The organism is Limihaloglobus sulfuriphilus, assembly GCF_001999965.1.
Lineage (GTDB): Bacteria > Planctomycetota > Phycisphaerae > Sedimentisphaerales > Sedimentisphaeraceae > Limihaloglobus > Limihaloglobus sulfuriphilus.
Window position 1 is genome coordinate 2,580,485 of sequence record NZ_CP019646.1, and the last position, 20,714, is coordinate 2,601,198.

At 46.8% G+C, this 20,714-nt stretch carries 14 protein-coding genes; 6 read left to right on the plus strand and 8 right to left on the minus strand.

Annotation, left to right across the window (positions count from 1 at the left end; genetic code table 11):
• Nucleotides 1-261: 261 nt before the first annotated feature.
• The 6 genes from cas12a to SMSP2_RS09865 all read left to right on the plus strand — a co-directional run bounded on the left by cas12a (nucleotide 262) and on the right by SMSP2_RS09865 (nucleotide 8,341).
• Nucleotides 262-4,116, plus strand: a complete 3,855-nt coding sequence (gene cas12a / locus SMSP2_RS09840) for a type V CRISPR-associated protein Cas12a/Cpf1 (protein ID WP_186804672.1) — start codon at nucleotides 262-264, stop codon at nucleotides 4,114-4,116.
• A gap of 106 nt (nucleotides 4,117-4,222) precedes the next feature.
• Entirely contained in the window at nucleotides 4,223-4,900 is a 678-nt protein-coding gene (locus SMSP2_RS09845; RefSeq protein ID WP_146683786.1) for a four helix bundle suffix domain-containing protein, read from the plus strand.
• Nucleotides 4,901-4,902: 2 nt separating this feature from the next.
• Nucleotides 4,903-5,460, plus strand: coding sequence for a type V CRISPR-associated protein Cas4 (cas4, locus tag SMSP2_RS09850; RefSeq protein ID WP_146683787.1), 558 nt, complete (start codon nucleotides 4,903-4,905; stop codon nucleotides 5,458-5,460).
• The gene (cas1, locus tag SMSP2_RS09855; protein ID WP_146683788.1) at nucleotides 5,454-6,419 is read left to right on the plus strand and encodes a type V CRISPR-associated endonuclease Cas1; all 966 of its coding nucleotides are present in this window, start codon (nucleotides 5,454-5,456) and stop codon (nucleotides 6,417-6,419) included. Before cas4 ends, cas1 begins: the two co-directional genes overlap by 7 nt.
• Before the next feature lie 11 nt (nucleotides 6,420-6,430).
• Nucleotides 6,431-6,706 (plus strand): CRISPR-associated endonuclease Cas2, encoded by a 276-nt coding sequence (cas2, locus tag SMSP2_RS09860; RefSeq protein ID WP_146683789.1) that lies wholly within the window; start codon nucleotides 6,431-6,433, stop codon nucleotides 6,704-6,706.
• A gap of 606 nt (nucleotides 6,707-7,312) precedes the next feature.
• Nucleotides 7,313-8,341 carry a uroporphyrinogen decarboxylase family protein gene (locus SMSP2_RS09865; protein WP_146683790.1) on the plus strand — a complete coding sequence of 343 codons (1,029 nt, stop codon included), beginning with the start codon at nucleotides 7,313-7,315 and terminating at the stop codon, nucleotides 8,339-8,341.
• A gap of 33 nt (nucleotides 8,342-8,374) precedes the next feature.
• On the opposite strand, the gene SMSP2_RS09870 is transcribed toward SMSP2_RS09865, so the two are convergent.
• The 8 genes from SMSP2_RS09870 to SMSP2_RS09905 form a co-directional block, all read right to left on the minus strand.
• A complete protein-coding gene (locus tag SMSP2_RS09870) occupies nucleotides 8,375-10,207 on the minus strand; it encodes a sulfatase family protein (RefSeq protein WP_146683791.1) in 1,833 nt (610 codons plus the stop codon).
• 61 nt (nucleotides 10,208-10,268) lie between these two features.
• Nucleotides 10,269-11,759 (minus strand): sulfatase family protein, encoded by a 1,491-nt coding sequence (locus tag SMSP2_RS09875; RefSeq protein WP_146683792.1) that lies wholly within the window; start codon nucleotides 11,757-11,759, stop codon nucleotides 10,269-10,271.
• A complete protein-coding gene (locus SMSP2_RS09880; protein WP_146683793.1) occupies nucleotides 11,756-12,664 on the minus strand; it encodes a metallophosphoesterase family protein in 909 nt (302 codons plus the stop codon). The genes SMSP2_RS09875 and SMSP2_RS09880 overlap by 4 nt, the downstream gene beginning before the upstream one ends.
• 59 nt (nucleotides 12,665-12,723) lie before the next feature.
• The gene (locus SMSP2_RS09885; protein WP_146683794.1) at nucleotides 12,724-15,060 is read right to left on the minus strand and encodes a family 78 glycoside hydrolase catalytic domain; all 2,337 of its coding nucleotides are present in this window, start codon (nucleotides 15,058-15,060) and stop codon (nucleotides 12,724-12,726) included.
• A gap of 99 nt (nucleotides 15,061-15,159) precedes the next feature.
• Nucleotides 15,160-16,635 (minus strand): MFS transporter, encoded by a 1,476-nt coding sequence (locus tag SMSP2_RS09890; protein WP_146683795.1) that lies wholly within the window; start codon nucleotides 16,633-16,635, stop codon nucleotides 15,160-15,162.
• 60 nt (nucleotides 16,636-16,695) lie between these two features.
• Complete coding sequence (locus tag SMSP2_RS09895; protein WP_222566320.1) at nucleotides 16,696-18,267, minus strand: sulfatase family protein; 1,572 nt, start codon at nucleotides 18,265-18,267, stop codon at nucleotides 16,696-16,698.
• Between the two features lie 149 nt (nucleotides 18,268-18,416).
• Nucleotides 18,417-19,730 carry a hypothetical protein gene (locus tag SMSP2_RS09900; RefSeq protein ID WP_146683797.1) on the minus strand — a complete coding sequence of 438 codons (1,314 nt, stop codon included), beginning with the start codon at nucleotides 19,728-19,730 and terminating at the stop codon, nucleotides 18,417-18,419.
• Between the two features lie 126 nt (nucleotides 19,731-19,856).
• On the minus strand, nucleotides 19,857-20,708 hold the full coding sequence (locus SMSP2_RS09905; protein WP_146683798.1) for a type II secretion system protein: 852 nt from the start codon (nucleotides 20,706-20,708) through the stop codon (nucleotides 19,857-19,859).
• Nucleotides 20,709-20,714: the final 6 nt, after the last annotated feature.

A 20,714-nucleotide genomic window follows, 5' to 3' on the forward strand; every position in this document is an offset into this window, starting at 1 on the left:
GTTGTGGAAAAACGGTTAATCGCTTGTTAGAATTGCGTTTAGTTGTTGTTTTCGACAGGATTTACAAGATTATACAAGGGCGTATAAAGGACATTTAGATGCTTGTTTTAAGGTTGTTGTTGACTGAATGAGTTCATCTAATTACACTACAGGTATAAGTTTAACGGGGTTGAACCGAGCTCTGGTTTTGAATCATCTCCCTCCAAAGCCCTCTTGTTGTTTTAATAAATGAGTGCAGTATTTAAAATCAAGGAGAGTACCATGAAGGACTTTACACATCAGTATTCACTGAGCAAGACATTGAGGTTTGAGCTCAAACCCGTCGGAGAAACGGCAGAGAGGATCGAGGATTTCAAAAATCAGGGGCTCAAAAGTATTGTTGAAGAAGACCGCCAACGAGCAGAAGATTATAAAAAGATGAAAAGGATTCTCGACGATTATCACAAAGAATTTATCGAAGAGGTGCTCAATGACGACATCTTCACCGCAAACGAAATGGAATCTGCTTTCGAAGTGTACCGCAAATATATGGCGAGTAAAAATGATGATAAGCTGAAAAAAGAAATCACCGAAATTTTTACAGATTTAAGAAAGAAAATCGCAAAGGCTTTTGAGAATAAGAGCAAAGAATATTGTCTTTACAAAGGCGACTTCAGCAAACTGATAAACGAAAAGAAGACCGGAAAAGACAAAGGGCCGGGAAAACTCTGGTACTGGCTTAAAGCTAAGGCAGATGCAGGAGTTAACGAATTCGGAGACGGCCAAACTTTTGAACAAGCCGAAGAAGCCTTAGCCAAATTCAATAATTTCAGCACCTATTTCACCGGATTCAACCAGAATCGTGACAATATCTACACGGATGCTGAACAGCAAACCGCTATCAGCTACAGAGTAATAAACGAAAATATGACCAGATATTTTGACAACTGCATTCGATACTCCAGTATTGAAAACAAATATCCGGAACTCGTAAAACAGCTTGAGCCGCTTAGCGGCAAATTCGCCCCCGGAAACTATAAAGATTATCTAAGCCAGACTGCCATCGATATTTACAACGAAGCTGTCGGCCATAAGTCTGATGACATAAACGCAAAGGGTATCAACCAGTTCATCAATGAATACCGACAGAGAAACAGCATAAAGGGCCGCGAGCTGCCGATTATGTCCGTACTCTACAAACAGATATTAAGCGATATTAATAAAGATCTCATTATCGACAAGTTCGAGAACGCCGGCGAGCTTTTGGATGCTGTAAAAACACTCCACAGAGAATTAACTGATAAAAAGATTTTGCTCAAGATTAAACAAACTCTTAACGAATTTCTCACAGAAGACAATTCGGAGGATATTTACATCAAAAGCGGCACCGATCTTACAGCAGTTTCAAACGCTATATGGGGCGAGTGGTCTGTTATTCCTAAAGCACTCGAAATGTACGCCGAAAACATAACTGACATGAATGCTAAAGCCAGAGAAAAATGGCTGAAACGAGAAGCCTACCATTTGAAAACCGTACAGGAAGCGATAGAAGCGTACCTGAAAGATAACGAAGAATTTGAAACCCGGAATATATCAGAATATTTCACAAATTTTAAATCCGGCGAAAACGACCTTATTCAAGTTGTCCAAAGTGCTTACGCGAAAATGGAATCGATTTTCGGTATAGAGGATTTTCACAAAGACAGGCGTCCCGTCACAGAAAGCGGCGAGCCCGGAGAAGGTTTCAGACAGGTAGAACTTGTTCGGGAGTATCTTGACAGCCTGATAAACGTAGAACACTTTATAAAACCGCTGCACATGTTCAGAAGCGGTAAGCCGATTGAGCTGGAAGACTGCAACAGCAACTTCTACGATCCTTTGAATGAGGCATATAAGGAACTCGATGTTGTATTCGGCATATACAACAAAGTAAGAAATTACGTTACCCAAAAACCCTATTCAAAGGATAAATTTAAAATCAATTTTCAAAACAGCACCCTTCTCGACGGCTGGGATGTAAACAAAGAATCAGCCAACAGCTCTGTTTTGCTGTTAAAAAATGGCAAATATTACCTTGGTGTAATGAAGCAGGGCGCAAGCAATATCCTCAATTACCGCCCAGAGCCGAGCGATAGCAAAAACAAAATAAACGCCAAAAAACAGCTTTCAGAAATAGCACTTGCAGGGGCAACGGATGATTATTACGAGAAAATGATATATAAACTGTTGCCTGACCCTGCTAAAATGCTGCCAAAAGTGTTTTTCAGCGCCAAAAACATTGAATTTTACAACCCTTCCCAGGAAATAATATATATCAGGGAAAATGGGCTTTTCAAGAAAGACGCCGGCGATAAAGAGTCCCTTAAAAAGTGGATCGGTTTCATGAAAACATCGCTTTTAAAACACCCTGAATGGGGTAGTTACTTTAACTTTGAATTTGAGCCCGCTGAAGATTATCAGGATATCAGTATTTTTTACAAACAAGTTGCAGAGCAGGGCTACTCTGTTACTTTTGACAAAATAAAAACAAGTTACATAGAAGAAAAGGTTGCCAGTGGAGAGCTGTATCTCTTTGAAATATATAATAAGGATTTTTCTCCACACAGCAAGGGACGGCCCAATCTGCATACAATGTACTGGAAAAGTCTTTTTGAAAAAGAGAATCTCCAAAATCTCGTAACTAAACTCAACGGCGAGGCGGAGGTCTTCTTCCGGCAGCATTCCATAAAGAGAAACGAGAAGGTGGTTCACAGAGCCAACCGGCCGATACAAAACAAAAACCCCCTCACCGAAAAGAAACAAAGCATCTTTGAATACGACCTCGTGAAAGACCGCCGGTTTACAAAGGATAAATTTTTTCTGCATTGCCCTATTACGCTGAACTTCAAAGAGGCCGGACCCGGCAGGTTCAACGACAAAGTCAACAAATATATCGCCGGCAATCCGGACATCAGGATAATAGGCATTGACAGAGGAGAGAGGCACCTGCTCTATTACAGCCTCATAGACCAGAGCGGCAGAATCGTGGAGCAGGGCACACTTAACCAGATAACCAGTACCCTCAACAGCGGCGGCAGGGAAATACCCAAAACCACCGATTACCGCGGCCTGCTTGATACAAAAGAAAAAGAACGGGACAAGGCGAGAAAATCATGGTCAATGATTGAAAACATTAAAGAGCTCAAAAGCGGCTATCTCTCGCATATTGTCCATAAACTCGCTAAACTGATGGTTAAGAATAATGCAGTTGTGGTGCTTGAGGATCTTAATTTCGGGTTCAAACGCGGCCGATTCAAGGTTGAAAAACAGGTTTACCAGAAATTTGAAAAGGCCCTCATAGAAAAGCTGAACTATCTTGTTTTCAAAGACGCCCGGCCCGCAGAGCCGGGGCATTATCTCAACGCATACCAGCTTACCGCACCTCTTGAAAGTTTTAAAAAGCTCGGCAAACAGAGCGGATTTATATACTATGTGCCGGCGTGGAACACCTCAAAGATTGACCCTGTTACCGGTTTTGTAAATCAGTTTTACATCGAAAAGAACTCAATGCAGTACCTTAAAAACTTTTTTGGTAAATTCGATTCGATAAGGTTTAACCCGGATAAAAATTACTTCGAGTTTGGATTTGACTACAAAAACTTTCATAACAAGGCCGCCAAAAGCAAATGGACTATCTGCACCCATGGAGACAAACGCTCATGGTACAACCGTAAACAGAGAAAACTGGAGATTCACAATGTAACAGAAAATCTGGCAAGCCTGCTCAGCGGCAAAGGCATAAATTTCGCTGACGGCGGCAGTATCAAAGACAAAATACTATCCGTAGATGATGCGTCTTTCTTTAAAAGCCTTGCATTTAATTTTAAACTCACCGCCCAGCTTAGGCACACATTCGAGGATAACGGCGAGGAGATCGACTGCATTATCTCACCTGTCGCGGCGGCTGACGGTACATTCTTCTGTTCTGAAACGGCAAAAAAACTTAACATGGAATTACCCCATGACGCCGACGCAAACGGTGCTTATAATATTGCCCGTAAGGGTCTTATGGTTCTAAGGCAGATACGCGAAAGCGGCAAGCCCAAGCCAATCTCAAACGCCGATTGGTTAGACTTCGCCCAGCAGAATGAAGATTGACTAATACAGACCTCCACACGGGCCGGCACCGTTTAAGTAAAATAAGGTGCTGGTCCGTATTTGTCGGTTAAAGTCTATGTTGACAGGCTAAAAAAGGATATGCTCTATGTCTGACGAAAATCTTATTCCCGTTCATGGCGGGTATCGAAACCTGAAGTCTTTCCAGCTTGCACAGCTTGTTTACGACATAACAGTTGTGTTTTGCGGGCGTTATGTTGACAAATTCAGCCGAACCACCGACCAGATGGTGCAGGCGGCACGCTCGGGTGTACAGAATATCGCCGAGGGTTCGCAGGCTTCCGGCACATCAAAGAAGACAGAGCTGAAACTAACCAGCGTGGCACGGGCAAGCCTTGAAGAACTTCGGCTCGACTACGAGGATTTTCTGCGGCAGCGGTGTTTGCCTCAGCTTTTGCCCGATGAGCCGGCGATGATGCGGTTTAAAAAACTGCGGTGCAATAGTTTAGAACAGTTTCGAGGGTGGGTTGACAAAGAAAAGCGGATTCTGGTTCGCGGCGGTGAAGAAACAGACCCGCACAGACACGCACAGACTAACACGGGCGGCAAATCACATGTTGAAAAATTCGTGATTGTCAGTGAGCGTCCGTGTCCGTCCAGGATGATCTCGGCGATGCTGGCAGCCAATGCAGTTTTATCACTGCTGAACCTGACCTGTTATCTGCTTGAGAAGCAGATAAAGTCGCAGGCGAAAGATTTTGAACAGAAAGGGGGCTTCACAGAACGGCTTTACAGAGTCAGAAGCCAAAAACGACAAAGGTATTAAAAATGGAAACGTACATACTTATATCGCAGCTCAACGATTTTATTTTTTGCCCTAAGTCTATATATTTCCACCAGTTGTACGGCGGGTATTCGACCCGGCTGTATCACGATACGCCGCAGATAGAGGGCAAAGCCGCACACAAGGCCATAGATATCGCAGGCTACTCTACAAAAAAGTCTATCCTGCAGGGGCTTGAAGTCTATTCCCAGCAGTACGGAGTCTGCGGCAAGATTGACCTATTTGATACCGAGCTGGGGCTGCTGACAGAGCGAAAAAAACATATATCAACAATCTATGACGGTTATGTTTACCAGCTTTATGCTCAATACTGGGCTCTGATTGAAATGGGACACGATGTTCGGAAGCTGCGTTTCTACAGCAGCGACACCAACAGGGTATATCCTATCGATTTGCCGGCAGATAACCCTCAAATGCAAACAAAATTTGAAATGATAATTGAAGATATCCGCACCTGTGATATAGAAGAATACCGGCAGACTAACGTTAAAAAATGCCGCAACTGTATTTATGAACCCTTATGTGATGTATCATTATGCTGACAGCACCGGATTTTAAACAGAAACAGATAGTATTTGCCATGCTCAGCCGCGGTGAGAGGCTGAGCTTCAAAAACGACAATGTTATAGTCAAGGACAGCGAGGGCAGGATAAAACATCAGTCAACCTGTTACAGGCTTTTTGCCCTTTTTGTAGCAGGCCATGCCTCGATAACAACCGGACTGCTTCAGCGGGCCGAGAAATTCGGTTTCAGCATTGTACTGATGACCCACGGGCTGCGAGTTTACGGTTTGTGGGCCAATGAGAGCAAAGGAAACGTAATACTCAGACGAAAGCAGTATAATCATGAAAACCTTAACATAGCCGCTCATATTGTGAAAAATAAGATTACCAACCAGATTGCCGCACTTAAAAAAATACGGCCCAGAGAAGTGAAAAGACTTGAAGCTGCGGAAAAACTTATGGATTACTTAGCTTCGATTGAAGACTGCAAGAAGATAGACCTGCAGAGCCTGTTAGGAACAGAGGGTATCGCGTCCAGAATTTACTTTCAGACATTGTTTGACGAGATGAACTGGAAAGCGAGACGGCCCAGAGTAAAACACGACACTACAAACTGTCTGCTTGACATTGGATATACGTACCTGTTCAATATTGTAGAGGCTCTTTTAAGCATTTACGGATTTGATCTCTACTGCGGGGTTTACCATCGGGAATTCTATCAGCGTAAGTCTCTGGTTTGCGATCTGGTTGAACCTATGCGGCCCCTGATCGATCTGCGTATCAGAAAAGCACACAGGCTCGGCCAGATCCGCATAAGCGACTTCTACGTAAAACAGGGCAGACACAATCTCTTCGGGAAGAACGCCGGCCCGTACACTTCCCTTATTCTCAAGGAACTGATCAATCACAAGCAGGAGATGTTTATCTATATACAAAGTTATTACAGGGCATTTATGAGGAATAAACCGGCAAATGAATTTCCAGTATTTACAATATGAAAGGTTGCAAAATGTTGATTGTCTCGTATGATATAAGCAATGATAAACTGCGAACAAGATTTTCTAAATTTCTTACGAAATTTGGATTTCGGCTGCAGTACTCTGTGTACCAGATTAAAAACAGTGACGCGGTGCTCAGGAACGTGGCAACCGAGATTGAGACCGAGTTCTCGAAACAATTCGAGCAGACCGACAGCGTCATTATTTTCCGCCTTAGCAGGCAGTGTAAAAAATACTGCTACGGATACGCGATAAACGATAACGATGAACTGATAATTATTGAATAAAATGCAAACCTCTGTCTTAATGTCAAATTTTCGCCATATTTTGGTATTTTTTACTGGCACAATCGCCCTTACAGGGGTAAAATCAGACATTACCTCTCTAAGAGGCATATAAAATTTCTACTGTTGTAGATTCAGTTCCTCACCTATAGCCGAATCGCTCTAAGAGGCATATAAAATTTCTACTGTTGTAGATAGTTTATTGACACGTTGTATGCGTAACTCTAAGAGGCATATAAAATTTCTACTGTTGTAAGACAACTATAACACAGCGCAGCCCCCCCCCCCCCCGATGTGGGCGGGGAGATGGTTTGGCGGCGGCACGGATTCCAGGTGCGCTAACCTGGGTTAAGTTATCCAGTCCGCTCAGACTTGGGGAATACGCCGCGTAACGTGTATAAATACACCCTAAAGTGTGAACTTCTTACGGCGAATGCGGCACAGGCCGTCTTTGTAAAATAGTAACGATTTGTAATAATTATCTAAATATTTATTTGATTATTAGTTTTATAGTTTATTCTTTTATAAATAAAGATTATGGGACTGGTTTTAAGCAATTGTAACCCTAAGCCCTGAATATGGCTGATTAGTTGACTATAGGATTTTACTATGCCGGATTTTCAAAATTTACTGAGAGTTTTAGAGCGAAAGAAGCCGGACGAGCCGACATTGTTCGAGTTTTTTCTGAATCCCGATTTATACAGAGAGCTTGCCGGAGCCGATATTGCGGCAATGGAGCCTGATTTTGACTTTTTAGGGTGCGGCCTTGTCAAAATTAACGCGTTTAAAAATGCCGGCTATGATTATGTCCAGGCGAACGGCTGTGATATGCGGTTTGTAACCGAAGCCCCCGAATCCAGGGAAAGCATCTCATTAAACGCCGGACATGCCATAACTGATCATGAATCATTTAAGTCTTTCCAATGGCCCGATCCCGGCAGCTATGACTACAGCCGTTTAGAAACAGTCAAAGAGGACTTGCCGGCGGGAATGAAGCTTGTTGTCTCGGGCCCCGGCGGCGTGCTTGAAAACGCGATTAGCTTAGTCGGTTTTGAACGCTTGTGCATGATGCTTATAGACAGCCCCGCCCTTGCGGAAAAGATATTTGGCGAAATCGGCGAAAGGCTTGCCGGGTACTATAAGATATGTGCCGGATACGATTCTGTCGGCGCCTTGATTTCCAATGATGATTGGGGGTTTAAAACCCAGACAATGTTTTCGCCGGAATATATGCGGAAATATGTGACAGGCTGGCATAAAAAAATCGCTCAAATCTGCCACCAGGCAAATAAGCCTGTTATACTGCACTCATGCGGCAATGTGGGCGCTGTGATGGATGATATAATATCTGATATAGGCTATGATGCAAAACATTCTTATGAGGATGCCATCGAACCTGTTGAGGATTTTTATGAGAGATTCGGCGACAAAATAGCAGTTCTTGGCGGCATCGATCTTGACTATCTCTGCACCGCTTCTGAGACGCAGATTAGGGATAGATGTCTGAAAATGCTCGAAAGAGCCTCTAAAAGAGGAGGTTATGCGCTGGGAACCGGAAACAGCGTCCCCCATTACGTGCCTAAAGAAAAGTATTACGCAATGATCGATGTTATCCGAAAGACAAAACCCGCCGTTTAGCGATGCCGCGGCAATTCCTGGAACTTGAACAGGTTATAAAGCAGATTTACTGTTCAATTCCGCCGACTTCAGGAACGATTCAACTTCGTCGATAGCCGGATAATGCCCGGGCAGCTCTGAGGCCTGCACTGCGACGACGTCAATCGGCGTTACAGATGTAATCTGCCAGTCAAGCAGGGCATCGATAAACTCCTCGAATCTGTCAAGGTCTTCGCCGCGGTCAATCAGCTGCCTGGAACTGCCGCCCTGCCCGAGCCGGAAAAACTCACACTCCCTGCCGTAGAGTGGGTAAAACAGCAGGCGGCGGCGGGGGCAGTCTTCCACGACATACATGCCGCGGTATTCGGTGATATAAAACGGCCTTGCGTCCCAGCCGGGCTTTGTGTGGTGAACCTTGCTGTATCTGCCGCCGCGGCTGAAGATGGTATCCTCTATGTCGCTGACATCTTCCTCGTCCCAGGGGCCGGCCAGCACACTTACAAGCTGCTCTTTGAGCTCCAGGCGCTTGCTGCGGTACTCTTTGAGCTCGTAGAGATTGCGTCTCTCCTGCGGGTCATCGCTCAGGTCAAAGAGCATCCCGTGATTTTGCTTGAGATAATACACGAGTTTCCAGCCGTCTTTGATCAGGGCTTTGATGGAGTACTGCTCGCATAGAGCCGCCTGTTTGCGGGGGATATCTTCGCCGCGGAATATTGCGGAGAAGTCCGTGCCGTCGATGTCCCGGACTGGATCAAGCCCGTGAAGTGAAATCAGTGTCGGGTAGAGGTCTATGCTTTCGATAAGCCCATCATACGCAGCCGGACATGAAAGATTAGAGCCGCCGGCGGGTTTTATTATCATCGGAATCTTTATAACCTGGTCAGACAGCCGGTCTTTCTCGAAAGTCCGGTGCATTCCCGCCATATCGCCGTGATCGCTTGTGAATATTATCGTGGTTGAATCGTAGAGCGAGTTTTCTTTGAGATAATCGATTACCCTGGCGATTTCCTGATCAATGCAGGTTATTATGGCATAATATGCCGCCAGAACTCGCCTTAGCTTTCTGTCATCGGCGAAAAACTTCCTGAGCCGCTGAAAATAATCATACGGCTTGCCCGCTATCTCTTCCGCTGTTTCATAGGGCAAAAGCGTTAGCTTTGAGGGGTCGTAAAGTTTGTCATACGGAGAAGATACACCATGCGGCGCGTGCGGGCGGTCGTAGGTAAGCCACATAAAAAACGGCTTGCTGCCGTCTCTGTCCTTTTCGAGGAAGTCCAGTGCCTGATCGGTTGTCCATTTTTCTATGCTGTGTTTATATTCAACGCCGCACCTGCCGGCACAGGCGGTGTAATTGTCGGTGTCAATCTCGCAGTCTGTGTTTGCTTTTTTCCCGCCGCGGGGTTTATCATCGGGAACCGCATCGCCGGCGGCGGCTCCGTGGCACTGCGCGGTGGGAAACTCAATCGAGTTCTCTTTGAGGTAATTGGGGTACCACCTCTCCGGGCCGGTGCATCTGTGCTGGTCTTCTTCGAGTGTCGCCGAGACGACGTCAAAGCCGACATTGGCCCCGAGTGAGTTGATATGCAGCTTGCCGAAGGCGCCGGTACTGAAGCCGGCTTTCCTGAAATGCAGCGGCATCAGCTCCGCGGATGGTTTTACCATGCCCTCAAAACCGAACTGGCGGTGTTTTTTCTGGTACTGGCCCGTGAAAAAACATATCCGGCTCGGCTGACAGACCGGAGACTGGGCGTAGCAGTTGGTGAAATTTACACCATCGCGAGCCAGAGCGTCAATGTTGGGCGTTCGCACGTCAGGGTGCCGCATTAGCCCGAGACAGCGGTAATTGAGCTGATCGAGCATTATAAAAAGTACGTTTTTCTGTTTCATACAAAATGTCCTGCGGATTTAAGTCGAATATCGCATCGCTCATATAACGGGCAGAAATCCCTTAAAAGGGATAATCGGGCACCTTGTAGTCGGTCTGGCGTTTAAGCTCTTCGAGCCTTTTGCTGAGCCGCTCTCTGACACCCGCGTATTCTTCTTTGTAATAGAGGTTAGTCAACTCAAGCGGGTCGTTTTTCAGGTCGTACATCTCATTATTGCCCTCAAGCTCCGGATAGTCAACCAGCTTGTACCTTTCGGTGCGTATGCCGACAACGCTGGGTATGCCGGGCGCGTAGCCCTCCCTGAAATACTCGTAGAGGAAGTCTTTCCGCCAGCCTCTGGTCCTGCCCCGCAGCAGCGGAACAAAGGATTCGCCCTGCATGGTCTGGGGTACTTTGGCACCTGCCAGGTCGATAAACGTCGGCGCGAAATCGACATTGAGAACCATCTTGTCAATTTTTGTGCCGGCAGAAATCAGCCGCGGATAACGGATAATCAGCGGTACCTTGATCGATTCTTCCCACATGATCCGCTTATCGGAAACGCTGTGGTGGTTGCCGAGCAGATAACCGTTGTCGCTGGTGAACATAAAGAATGTATCGTCAAGGATATCCAGCGATTTGAGCTTGTCATAAAGCCTGCCGGTGTTTCGGTCAACAGATGAGATTGTCTTTAGATAGTCCATCCACGCCTTTTCTTTGCCCGTCCATTTTTTTGCGGGCGGAGTTTTATCGGGCGTCGGCTTGCCCTTGCTCTTCATATAGGCATCACGGTGAACGCCGTAGGTCGAGGCTCTGCGAAGCCAGCTGCCCTTGTCTGCATAGTCGTCATGGTAGTTGGCCGGCTCGGGTATCAGATCGTCGGCATACAGGTTCTCATCTTCGGGAGCGGGTTCAAACGGGGCGTGAACAGCCTTGTGCCAGAGGAACAGGCAGAACGGTTTTGACTTGTCGCGTTTCTCTTCGATCCAGCTTTGGGCATGGTCTGTGAGAATATCGGTAATGTAGCCTTTGGCCTCGAACTCTCTGCCGTTTTCATTCAGCTCGGGGTCATAATACTGCCCCTGGCCGCGGAAACTGAGCCAGTAATCAAAATCAGGCCGCGGCCTGGCGTGGAGCCTCTGGTGCCATTTACCGATGAATGCCACTTCATAGCCGTTCTGGCGGAGAGTTCTCTGCAGAGATGGAACGTCGAGGCGGTGATCGGCTATCTCGTTTACCGGAACGCCGCTGTCATGGGCGTAGAGACCTGTCAGACAGGTTGCCCTCGAGGGGGAACACAACGCTGTAGTTACAAACGCGTTTTTAAAAACCGCCCCTTCAGAGGCTATTTTATCTAACTGGGGTGTTTTAAGAAACGGATACTCATCTTCAAAGCCTACCGCGTCCCACTTCTGGTCATCGGTCATGATGAACACAAAATTCGGGCGCTTGCCGCTTTTACCAAAACTGAAAGCATTGCTGCTGCAGCCGGTAAATAATGATAAACCCGTCGCGGCTGAAGTAATCGCCGCTGCGGCTGTGAATTCTCTTCTTGTCATTTTGCTGTAATTCATTCTGAAATTTCCTTAAACGTGTATTCCTTAAATTCTGCGCCTTTGCCGCTGATGCTTATCTTCATATATCCGATGGGAGCGTTGCCGCCGTTCCATGACATCGAACGCATGACAAAACATTTTGTCGAGCCTATCATGAAATCACGCGTAGGCTGGTGCTGATGGCCGAAAAACATAAACGACGGCCGTGTCTCTTTAACGAGGTTATTGAAAAAGGCAGAATCATTCCGCGACATATACATATTGCGGTCTTTGCAGTCGGGGTGCGGGGGGATATGCCCGAAAACCACCTTTATCTTTTCTTCTTTTTCCAGCTCGGAAATCAGCCAGTCTGACTGGCCGAAGGGTATTATCGTCTCGGAGCTCAGATGCCCTACATGATCAGTCGCAACAGCGTTGCACATGCCTATAAAACGGCAGCCTTTGTTCACAAACGAGTAGTAATCAGACTCTTTACCATTGATATTAAAATCCTCGGGATATGATTTTCTCAGCAGCTCTCTGTCCTTAACGCCCTCGTGGTTGCCGGCTATAAAATGGAGTTTAAGTTCGCAATCATCGACAATGTCTTTGACCTTGTGCAGATGTATATCGCCGCAGACCAGCACAAAATCGGCGCTTTTCTCACGACTCTGGGCAATGTGGTCAAGGGCAAGTTTAAATTTATCACGTGCCGGGCCGAATTTTTCGTAGCCGGCTCTTACCGGCTCGCCGGCATGGGGATCACTGATGACGCAGAAACTGAACTCCCGGGCATCTTTATCCCAGAGGGCAAAATCTGAGGCGGGCAGAAAAACAGTGTTCTCTTCGACTTTAAATCCCTCAAAAGACTCTGCCAATACGCAGCCGGCAGTTAAAAAACCCAGTACAAACAAACTCATCAACAATATTTTATTAGATTTCATTTTGATTACCTTTCTGACATACTTTAAGCTGTTAACCACCCACTTATATCTGCCCTCAGCTATACTATCAAGGCCGCAGTTTCTTTTTCTTCTGCTGCGTACGCATGAGATATCAGCTCAAAATCATCGCTGATATCGGCAGCCATCTCGAGGCAGTCCGGGTATTCAACCTCAACAACCGTTTTGCCGGCCGTTCTTTGCCGCTGGACAATAATCTCACCGAAAGGGGTTGGAACAGAGCCTTTTATAGAGTCAAGGTCTGCGCAGCGGGGAGAAACGGCAAATCTCCTGAACCCCGGTTCAAGCGGCTTTATGCCTATTATCCTGGAATAGATATAATACACCGGTATTATCGACCAGCCGTGCGAAAGGCTGCCGGCGCCGTTGAAATCGGACTCGCCCTTGATTGTTTCCCAGAAACTTGAGCAGCCTTTGGAAATCATATAACCCCAGTCCCTGCGAATTATATCAAGCGGCGGCGAGCTGTCTTTAAATATGTTCTCCAGAGCGTTGAAAACGTATCTCTTCATGCTTAGAGTAGCGCCGCTAAGGTCAGTATCGGTGCCGATATGCCTGCCGACCGTTTCCAGCTCCTGATCTTCAAGATCCATATAAATACAGGCAAGCGACTGGGTCAGCTCGGAGAAAACACAATCCTTATCGGCGGGAAATTCATTCGTAAACAGCCCGGCAGATTTAGAGTAATATTTTTCCCTGATACCGCTCTGTATTTTTCTAATCACATCGCCGGGTACTCTCGAATCGCGGCCGAGAAAGCCGCAGATATCGTTATAACAGCCGATAGACTCAATCAAAAACAGCGATATGCAGCTGTGGTATGATTTCTCGTCGCTGCTGTGAGGCCCGTTGCCGTCAAGCCCAGGGGACCACTCATAAAAATTCCAGTATCTTTTCGACGTATCAACCTTAAGCACATTATCCTCTAACCGGCTGATCATAGAAAAGATAAAATTTCTGACGAAGCCGAAATGCTCTTCCGCCAGGTTAGTGTCACCGCTGTAGAGGGTGTAATCCCGAAGGGCCTCTATCCAGAACATAGTAAAGGATGGAATGGTTATTTCATTATCGCTTGGAGCGCACATCGCAAGATATGTATCATCGAAGCGGGCTTTGCCCATAACCCGCAGGGATTTTTCGGCGTATTCGTAATTACCGAAGAGATAATAGCCGCACAATGCCTGATTGAGCACATCAAGCGGATAAAGCGACTGCTCTCTCCAGGGGGTATCGCAGTAATTTTCCAGCATACAGAGCCTTGCGGTTTTCTTTGACACATCCACAATCCGCTCTATGAGCCTGTCGCTGCAGGCAAAATCCGAGCTGAAGCTCAGCGGATACTGCTGCGTCCTTAGACTTACCGAGTTTATATTTACTCTGCCGCGGCTGTTTCTCACATGAAGCTCTATATAGCGGCAGCCGAGTTTGCGTACCGGCATCGACCATAGCTGCGCACCCGGACGGGCGATATACCGGTCGGCGAAGTTTCTATCTTCTATCTTAGCCCGGACACGGCCGTCTGCCAGGTGCTCGCCATGGGCAATGTCGATTACGGTCACATCGTCCGCCTCAAGCTCGAGCCGGAGGTAGCCGCATTCTTCGCTCAATAAATCAAAGATAACAAAGCTGCCCTCAGCGGCGGCGGTAAGAGTTATGCCGCTGCTGCCGATCTGACCGTCCAGATATTTTAAATCCGCACCGCTTACCATATCGGCAAAGGTTCCCCCGTCAGGGACATTCTCAAGCAGTCCGTTTGAGCAGACTCTGGCTGTTTTTATGTTTTGCTCAAAACGTTTCAGGGGATACGGCCCAAGACCGTTAGCAGTGAATTCATCCGCCGCTGCTATCTCCTGAGCAGAACCCCAGCCGCTGTCATCATAACTTAGAGATTGCCAGCCGTCATCTTTAGACCCGTCGTATTGAATTGTCGGGCCGAGCTGGGGAGTAACCATCGCTGCATCTCCAGACAAATAAGCAGGGCTTGTTCTCGCCCGAGAGCCTGCATCGCTTTTAACCAGAGAGCCGCCCTCTGTCTGTATTTCAAAAAGAATCCCCGCACGCCCTTTAACGTATCGGGAAGTATTTATACCCTGGTAGTATCCTAAAACGGCTAAGCAGTTCTTCCCGGGTTTGATATAGCCGGAAATATCTTTGGTCAGATAATATCTGTCATCCGGAAATTCTGAAAAATAAGCGTCATCAACCGCCTCACCATTTATCCATAGCTGGTAAGAAGTATCGGCGGCTATAAGAACCTTTGTTTCACTGAGCCGGTCAACCTGAAAAGTTTCCCTGAATTCCACCCAGTGATTAAAGGGATAACGCTCATCTTTGAGCCATATCCATTTTGTATTTTTATCTATCGATTTTTCTATCATCAGTTGTGTTCGGTTTATTACATATAATTTCAGCAGGCCCTTTTCGGCAAGAATTACAACGTATTGGGACCGCCTCGAGATTTGGTTTTAATTTAAATCTTACAAAGTCTGCGGTTCTTCCTCAAGTCCGTGCTGCCGACGAAGCCGGTTCAAGAACTCGTGGGTAATAGGATATTTCCTAAGCACCAGATAAGAAATCAGCATTACAATCGGGCCGATAATAAAAGTCATCAGCGCCAGTTTGTCGATCGTCTCGGGGGTCTGAAACTCCGCATCTGAAACGTAGCCGACACCCTTGAGCACATAACCGGTAATAAGCAGCCCTATCGCGCTTGCTGCCTTGAGAAAGAACGAGAATCCCGCGGCATAGCGGCCCTCGGTAATCTCACCGGTTTTAATCCGTTTTACCATCGAAAGATCCGCTATCATAGAGGCCGCAAGGGGCACAATTATGCCGCAGCCGCCCCACCACAGCATCTGCATAAGGCCAAAGACCGCCACTGCGACGGGGAAACTGCCGATTTGAGCCTGAGGATCCATAAGCCCGCCGGTAAAGATTACCAGCAGAGCCAGACAGCCAAATGAGCTCGCAACCATGGCGATATATCCGGTGAGTTTTTTATCCAGCCGCCTTACCATCGTTCCCAGAAGCAGCGAGCCAAGCATAAAGCCGACCATACCGCCGGTATGCACAAATGTTTTTTCCGCGGCGGTAAACCGCATATACTCTACGTAGGTAAACATCTGCACCTGCGAGACTACCATCATGGAAAACTGCGCGATGCCGAAGAATCCAAACACAAACCATACCAGCTTGTCGGAATAGACATCTTTGAGGTCGTGCATAAACGCCTTGACGTGTTCTGCCATGCCCTCGGCCTCATTCTTTTTCAGCCCCCTCTCGGCGTATTTATAGGTGGCGAAGATACAGAAAAGTGTCAGCAGCAAAGAGCTTGCGGCAAGCACGCCGCCCATATTGAGATAGTTCTGGTGTATCTTGGTACCGTCAATCACAGCGCCGTTTGCCGCCTGCTGGTCAGGGAAGAACAGCACCCAGGCAAGGCCGCCGGTGAGGATATTGACTACCATATTAAACGCGTAGCGAACGCCCTGGAGCCTGGCCCGGTCGTTATCGGTCTTGCACATCTCAAAGCCAAGCGCCGTATATGGTACGATAAACAGCGTGAATGCCGTTTTAACAAATATATTCACTATAAGCAGATAAACAAAAATCACCTTCTCACCCTCGAACGATTCGGGTACAAACCAGACCGCCAGAAAGGAAAGGGTCAGCAGAATCCCGCCTATAAACATATAAGGGTGGCGGCGGCCGAAACGGCTGTATGTCCGGTCTGAAATGGTGCCCATCAGCGGATCTGTAACCGCGTCCCAGACAGTGGCTATAGACAGAGCAATACCCACCAGCTCAGGGCTTATGCCTAAAATCTGCGTATAAAACAGCATAGAAAAGTTGCCTATGCCGTTCATGGTAATCGATGTCGCACCCTCACCGGAGGCGTAGCCCCACAATTCTCGTGTTTTGAGTTTTATTTTTGCTGCCGCGGCTTTTTCCATATTTTTCTATCTCTAAGTTTGCATTCTATCATAAAAAGAACCGTATAAACTTTTCATACACTAAAAGAACTCGCCCTTGCTCCACTGATACGCATAGCTTTCAAGCTCATCTATCACATGGGTGTATTTAGAATCGTTATACAGATTGCGGATTTCACCCGGGTCATTCTTTAAATCGTACAATGCCCCGTCCTTATCTTTTACCCGTTCGTCCATAAAGAATATCAGCTTGTAATTTTTTGTCCGAACCATTACCCTGCGTCCGGTGCCGTTTCTTAATTCATTATACATGCTGCTGCTGTGGTCAATCTCACAGAAACAGGCTCTCCTCCATTTTTTAACTTTTCCGGTTATCAGCGGGACAAGACTTTTACCCCGGATAGCATCAGGGATTTCTAAATCTGATAATTCAAGCAGAGTAGGCAGAAAATCAATCATCTCTACCGGCTCATCAATCCGTTTACCCCCGGGCAGCCTTTCAGGGCAGTTTATGATCAGCGGCGATTTGACATAATCTTCGTAGAAGGCTCTTTTCTTCCACAATCCATGTTCACCGAGACCAAAGCCCTGGTCAGAATTTACCGCTATAATTGTATTATCCAACAGGCCGGTTTTTTCCAGTTCTTTTACTATTCTGCCGACCTGTACATCGACAAGGCCTGCCATGCCGTAATATGTGCCGCGGCTGATATCTATCTCTTCTTTAGTCAGATCAAGACTGCCGGCATATTTACGCAGGCAGTTTTTCTCAAACTCCGGCTTGCTCTCAAGCTGGGTCTTATCCGGCAGAGGCAGCTCTATTTTCTCGGGATCTACAAAAAACTCCTTCGGCACATGACATGGAACGTGCGGCGCGTGGAAAGAGACCCGTAAAAAGAACGGCTCTTCCTGCTTTGAAAGCTGATCAATCTTTTTTACCGCCATATCGCCAAGCCGCCATGGAGTAGTATCTTCGGGCTTTACGTCCAGTACGCCTCCGATTTGCCAGTTATATGTCTTAGTCCTGACTGAACTTAATATTCTCTCTGCCGCGTCCGGATACTTCTGTTTGAAAAACGCGGTCGGCTTTCCAAAAACGTCCAGAAGCTGCTCGGCATCGCCGAGAGAATCCCATTGGTCGTGAAAACCGTGAATCTTGCCTATGTTAATCGGCTTCATTTGAGCCCGGGTCCAGATATCCAGCAGGTTTGGAACATCCTCAATCCCAGAATCACCGCTTTGTTCAACCAAACCCAAAGACTGGAGTATGGCCTCTCTGTCCCAGACACCCTTGTCTTTGCCCTTCATGTAAGCCGGCGTTTGCTGCGCCGCCTTACCCATAGCCATAGGGCCGCTCTGATGGCAGTAGTTGCCTGTCTTCATGCTGCGCCTTGACGGAACACAAACGGGGTTCTGGACAATTGCGGTCGTAAAGAGCACCCCATTTTGAGCTATCCTGTCAATATTCGGGGTATTGGCCCACTTTGTCCCGTAACAGCCCAACGCGTCCGCCCTGCCGTCATCAAACATTATCCATAAAATATTCGGCCGCCGGCGAGGCTTAGCCTTATCCGCGTTTGATTGTTCTGACGGTCTGCTGCCCATACCCGATACGCCGGAAACAAAAGCTGTTGAAAATAAAGCTGTTTTCAAAAAATCTCTTCTTTGCATTTATTCTGCCCCTGCTGATTTCAACCGGCATCTGTACCGAATTTAACAGATAAAATAAAGCTGAAAAATTACATAACGTTCTATCCGGTCAAAAGCAGTCATATTAACAAGTTATTCTGCAGCAACGGTTGTTACTTTGTTTCCACTCTATACAGAACAGCCCCGCCGCCGCCAAGCTCCTCAACGCAGGCATTTGAATTATTCAGGCTGACCTGCTCTTCGCGGCCGGTTGTATTAGAAACAGCATAAACATTTTTCACATCGTCTGTAAAAGAAACAACCGTTTTCAGGCTGCCGCCGTCTCTGCTCATATACTCGCCGTGGCGTTTATTGACAATCATCACATACGGGCGGTTGTCCTTATCCTCAAAATAGCTGACGATGTAACCCATACTTAGAACGTTGTTCCGGGCATCTACGCCGGCGATATATTCTTCAGCTGCGCCAAAACGGCCTACGTTGCCGGCAAACTCATCTGTCCCCACCGGAACAAAGGACTCACCGAAGCCGCGGATATGGCGAACCTTGATATTCTCCAGCTCAAGCAGAACCTTGCCCCAGCAGAGGGTTTCTTTGTTAATCGCCGCGGCGTCATCGTATCGCGGCCCTTTTTGGTCGTTTGAATCCAGTACACCGCTGCCGAATTTGAAAACCGGCTCGTAGTACTCTTCTCTCATACCGCCATTGTTATAATTTATTGCAAGACCTTCTGTTTTATGGCTGAGCGCTTCTTTTTGTGCAAGTTCATTTATTCCGCAAACAGGATGCCTGAAATAGAAATACCAGAGTCCCTTGCAGCCGTAGGCCAGAAATGAATTTATCTGCCATGCAAGGTCAGAGCCGCTGACATTTCTGTCTTTGTAAGATGAATAGACCTGGACAAAGCCGAACTGTTTACAGTTGTTCTTCAGGGAAAGCTCCCGCTGTATCTCAAGGTCGTGATAAAAACTGGGTGAATCCACGTTGAACCTGAAACATGGATAATGATCCAGCGAGCTGTAACGGGGATTGAGTTTTTCATAATATGTTTCAACGTACTGCCTGAAAGTGCTTCCAAGCCGCGTTTCGCTGACATACGAGGGGAACATATTCACGATACATATATCCTGCGGGTGTCTGCGGCGGAGGTACTCGTACTGTTCCACGTATTTTTCTATCTCGGGGGTTGTCGGCTCATCGCCAAGCATAAACCCGATTCTCTTGGGATCATCCGCGTGAAAATCGCTCATTGTCTTATAGTTGTAGCCCTTTGTATTCCATTCCTTGAACACCATCCAGTTGCCGTCCCAGTGCTTTTTCATCTTCTGATAGGCTTCTTCTTCCGGGTAGATAAACATAACGTTGAAGCCTGCATCATCGTACCAGCCCAGCTGCTCGGCGGTAAGCGCCGGAGGCACCCACGTCATTATGGGAAAGGGTTCTATTGTAATTTCCGGGTAATTCATTTCAGCTTGAGAGTTTACGGTAAATAAAGCACAAAAAACCAATATTAAAGACGCAGAGATTCTTATCACAGGAGTATCCTTTCTTAATAATATAAATACTAAACATTTTGCGGGAAAATCGATGTATTATTCAGGACAGGCAATACTGCCTTTAGGAGTGCTGTACTTATAGCCCCTGTCTGAATATTTATAACCTGTATGGTCCAGGACCGAATTGCCCAGAAGCTGGGATGGATCGTCAGGGTCTCTTCTAAAATACTCATCCGCCCTGCGGTCCTCGACATGCATATCCGCCCAGAGTGAATTGGAGATGCCGCCTGAATGGCTGCCTGCGATATTACCGTTTGAGGTAACATATCTGGAGCTTACGTTGTAAACGGGATAAAATCTCCCGCCGCCTGTATTGGAAACAAAAAACGATGCGGCATCTATCAAAACTAGAGTATCTGATTTTGCCTTGTTACCGGCATAACTCCAGTTATCCGTCCTCTCGGGCTGGTTAGTTGCCGAATTCCAGGAATTATACCTGGAGAGGTGACTGTTATAACCGTAGCCGATTGGGTAGTGCTCGGCGATATTGTCGCCCCAGCCGTATATCATTTCACGTTTTCTCTCCAGAAACTTCCGGAACGAGGGGCAGGAATAAGCCTCGCGAACAGAGCTGGCCCCTACAACCCATTCATCGTTGCCCTCTACCGTTTCCTCGCCGTCTATCAAGTCGGCCTTAATTAAAGACTCGGTATAGGTCCTCCTTGCGAAACTGTTGTTCGACCAGTATGCTATCGGATAAAAGCCGTCATTATTCGCCTTATAATTTTCAATAGCAATACCCATATTGTGCATGTGAGAGCCGCAGACGATTTTTCTGGCCATGTTTCTGACCTTAGAAAGCGCCGGCATCATAATCGCCATCAGTAAAGCTATGATCGAAATCACAACTAAGAGTTCTATTAGTGTAAAACCTTTTTTGCTTCGCATGATTAA

Coding starts and splice junctions, on each gene's coding strand:
- SMSP2_RS09870 (WP_146683791.1), bottom strand. CDS start 10,207: ATGAAACAGAAAAACGTACTTTTTATAATGCTCGATCAGCTCAATTAC.
- cas4 (WP_146683787.1), top strand. CDS start 4,903: ATGGAAACGTACATACTTATATCGCAGCTCAACGATTTTATTTTTTGC.
- SMSP2_RS09865 (WP_146683790.1), top strand. CDS start 7,313: ATGCCGGATTTTCAAAATTTACTGAGAGTTTTAGAGCGAAAGAAGCCG.
- cas1 (WP_146683788.1), top strand. CDS start 5,454: ATGCTGACAGCACCGGATTTTAAACAGAAACAGATAGTATTTGCCATG.
- SMSP2_RS09845 (WP_146683786.1), top strand. CDS start 4,223: ATGTCTGACGAAAATCTTATTCCCGTTCATGGCGGGTATCGAAACCTG.
- SMSP2_RS09875 (WP_146683792.1), bottom strand. CDS start 11,759: ATGAATTACAGCAAAATGACAAGAAGAGAATTCACAGCCGCAGCGGCG.
- SMSP2_RS09885 (WP_146683794.1), bottom strand. CDS start 15,060: ATGATAGAAAAATCGATAGATAAAAATACAAAATGGATATGGCTCAAA.
- SMSP2_RS09890 (WP_146683795.1), bottom strand. CDS start 16,635: ATGGAAAAAGCCGCGGCAGCAAAAATAAAACTCAAAACACGAGAATTG.
- cas2 (WP_146683789.1), top strand. CDS start 6,431: ATGTTGATTGTCTCGTATGATATAAGCAATGATAAACTGCGAACAAGA.
- SMSP2_RS09900 (WP_146683797.1), bottom strand. CDS start 19,730: ATGAATTACCCGGAAATTACAATAGAACCCTTTCCCATAATGACGTGG.
- SMSP2_RS09880 (WP_146683793.1), bottom strand. CDS start 12,664: ATGAAATCTAATAAAATATTGTTGATGAGTTTGTTTGTACTGGGTTTT.
- SMSP2_RS09905 (WP_146683798.1), bottom strand. CDS start 20,708: ATGCGAAGCAAAAAAGGTTTTACACTAATAGAACTCTTAGTTGTGATT.
- cas12a (WP_186804672.1), top strand. CDS start 262: ATGAAGGACTTTACACATCAGTATTCACTGAGCAAGACATTGAGGTTT.